At 57.3% G+C, this 820-nt stretch carries 1 protein-coding gene; it reads right to left on the reverse strand.

Features of this window, described 5'->3' with window-relative positions; all coding sequences use genetic code 11:
• Window positions 1–820 (reverse strand): hypothetical protein (locus EAE92_RS24125; protein ID WP_214069863.1); only part of this gene is annotated, 820 nt, incomplete at both ends.

Raw genomic sequence — 820 nt, forward strand, 5'->3', positions numbered from 1 at the left:
GCGCTGTCCCCGGCGGCAACAATGCTCCCCTGATTATTATTCAGTTGGGAGGCACTGAGTCGGAACGCGTGGCCCGCTTCCAGCCGGCCCGACTGATTGTCCAGCGTGTCTTTGACCGCCAGTGTCAGCGAGCCTTTTTCGGCGGCCACGATATTGCCGTGACGATTATCGACGGTTGTTGCTTTAAGGTTCAGGTTACCGTTGCCTGCAAGGGTGCCGTGCTGGTTATCCAGCATTCGGGTGGTGAGGGACAGCGTATCTTTGCCCTGTTGTTGCATCACGCCGCCTTGATGGCTCAGGGTGTCGGCGTTGACGGTTATCTGCCCGGCCTGAGTTTCAGCGTGGTTGAGTTGCAGTTCACCTGCCTGTATCGTCAGGGCGCCATTGGTCAGTAGTTTGCCCTTATCACCCAGCCACCGTTGGGTGTTGAGCGACAGTTTCCCGTTGCCCGCCAGTTGCACCGTCCCCTGAATGTTATCGGCCTGATGCGCGGTGAGATGCAACTCCTCGCCCTGACTGGCAATAGTGCCCTGACGGTTGTTGAGCTGGTCAGTGGTGAGGGTCAGTTTCCCCTGATTGAACACTGTCCCCTCATGGTTATTCAGGGCGCGGGTATGGAGCGCCAGTTCACCGGTCCCGGTCTGGTTAATTTTTCCTTTCAGGTTAGAGATATCTGGGGTTGTGAGGTGGATTTCCTTCGCCACTAACTGGCCGCCGTCGTTGTTAAACTGACCCGGGGTTTTCGCGCTAAAACGGTCGGCGTTGACGGTAGCGCGAGCGGTACTGATGCCCGATTGACTGGCAGTCAGTTGAATCTGCC

Origin of the sequence: Photorhabdus hainanensis (assembly GCF_018448965.1) — a bacterium.
GTDB classification, from domain to species: domain Bacteria; phylum Pseudomonadota; class Gammaproteobacteria; order Enterobacterales; family Enterobacteriaceae; genus Photorhabdus; species Photorhabdus akhurstii.